The following is a 1,328-nucleotide window of genomic DNA, read 5'->3' on the forward strand; positions in this document are numbered from 1 at the left end:
CGCTGTCAAGTCCTGGAATAGGTTGACAGTATCCAGGCACTAGAGCGCCCGATGCACCGCATCGGGCGTTTTGTATTTCAGGGCGGCGTGTGGTCGCTCATGGTTGTAGATGTGCACCGACTGTTCGACCATCTTGGCAGCCTGCTCAAGGTCAACAGGACGTTGCAACAGGAACTCACCCTTGAGGATGCCGTTGACCCGCTCGGCCAGAGCGTTCTGATAGCAGTCGTACCCGTCAGTCATCGAACAGCGCAAGCCGTGACGTCGATGGATGTCCTGATAGTAGGTCGAGCAATATTGGACCCCGCGATCGGAGTGGTGGATCAACGGCTGCCCGCTCCGGCGCCTGCGCAACGCCTTCTTGAGCGCCTGACTGACCTGCTCGGTTTGCAGGCTATCGTGAACGTGATGGCCGACGATCTTGCGCGAGAACGCATCCGTGACGAGGCTCAAATATACAAACGGGCCAGCCGTCGGCAGGTACGTAATGTCGGCCACCCATACCTGTTCAGGGCCGGTCGGCACGATCTGATCTGGTCCCGGTTTCAGCAGATTCGGATGGCGCCGGAAGCGATGATGGCTTTGCGTTGTCTTGTGGTACGCCCGGTGGGGCACGACGAGCAGGCGCGCGGAGCGCAGTACATCGAACAGTCGATCTCGCCCCAACTTGATGCCGCGCTCGACCAACGCTGGCCCGAGCAGATGATGCAGTTTTCGTGTCCCAAGTCTGGGCTGACGCAGCCGTACATCCCGCACTAGCGTCGTCACGGTCTCGGCCTGCGAGCAGCGACGTTCCTCACTTTGGAAACGCTTGTAATACGCTTGGCGACTGATGCCCATGTATCGGCAGGCTCGCTCGACGCTCAGCTTTTTGATCCGCCTTTGCGCGACGACCTGCCCGAAGGCTTTTTTACGGTGATTCCGTAGTCCTTGCGCATCACGTCAATCACCGCCTCGAACAGTGCGGCTTTCTCCTGCGCTTCTCGCAACTGCGTCTCCAACTCCTTGATGCGCTGCTCCGGCGTGAGCGGCTTTGAGTCTTGCTTTGACATGATGGAACCCGATCGTGCACGGTCGGATGGATCGGCCCAATCCTGCAAGCCGTGCTTACGTAACCATACCAGCACGGTCGAGCGCCCCTGGATTCCGTAGCGGCGCTGCGCCTCTTTGTACGTCAGTTCGCCCTTTTCGACCTGCTCGACCACCGATAGCTTAAAAGCCAGGCTGTAGTCCCGCTGCGTTCGCTTGATCTCTTGCTCCACTTGGCACCTCTTCGTTTCAGCGAAAAAGTGTCAACCTATTTCAGGACGGGTCACGCGCATGAAAAA

The 1,328-nt window shown here is 58.7% G+C and carries 1 protein-coding gene; it reads right to left on the reverse strand.

Features of this window, described 5'->3' with window-relative positions; translation table 11 throughout:
• Positions 1 to 39 precede the first annotated feature (39 nt).
• Positions 40 to 1,262, reverse strand: a protein-coding gene (locus DIE23_RS38975; RefSeq protein WP_409364282.1) for an IS3 family transposase whose coding sequence is annotated in 2 segments (ribosomal slippage) — positions 40 to 894 and positions 897 to 1,262 — 1,221 coding nt in all. Because the reading frame shifts where the segments join, the coding sequence is not laid out codon by codon here.
• Positions 1,263 to 1,328: the final 66 nt, after the last annotated feature.

The sequence above is a fragment of the Burkholderia sp. Bp9143 genome, from assembly GCF_003853645.1.
Lineage (GTDB): Bacteria > Pseudomonadota > Gammaproteobacteria > Burkholderiales > Burkholderiaceae > Burkholderia.